Origin of the sequence: Adlercreutzia sp. DFI.6.23 (assembly GCF_024462535.1) — a bacterium.
Classification (GTDB): Bacteria; Actinomycetota; Coriobacteriia; order Coriobacteriales; family Eggerthellaceae; genus Adlercreutzia; species Adlercreutzia rubneri.
On record NZ_JANGBP010000503.1, the window covers coordinates 1 to 302 of the forward strand.

1 protein-coding gene is annotated in these 302 nt (G+C 67.9%); it reads left to right on the forward strand.

Annotation, left to right across the window (positions count from 1 at the left end; all coding sequences use genetic code 11):
- On the forward strand, positions 1 to 302 hold a 302-nt coding region (locus NE591_RS14325; RefSeq protein ID WP_256156990.1), incomplete at both ends, for a 4Fe-4S dicluster domain-containing protein.

Genomic DNA, 302 nt, shown 5'->3' on the forward strand with positions numbered 1-302 from the left:
AGTGTGTGAAGGTGTGCCCGACCGAGGCGTCTCATGTCGCCGAGGACGGCACCATCCAGATCGACAAGGACAAGTGCATCGGCTGCCAGTTCTGCGCCATAGCCTGCCCCTATGGCGTGCGCTACCTGAACCAGACCGAGCGCGTCGTCGAGAAGTGCACCTTGTGCGAGCAGCGCACGAGCCAGGGCGAGCTGCCCCAGTGCGTGGCCCAGTGCGGCGCCCGCGCGCGCTTCTTTGGCGACCTCGATCAGGGCGTCGAGAACTTCGAGGCGCCGGCGCACCCGGACACCCCCGGCTGCCAG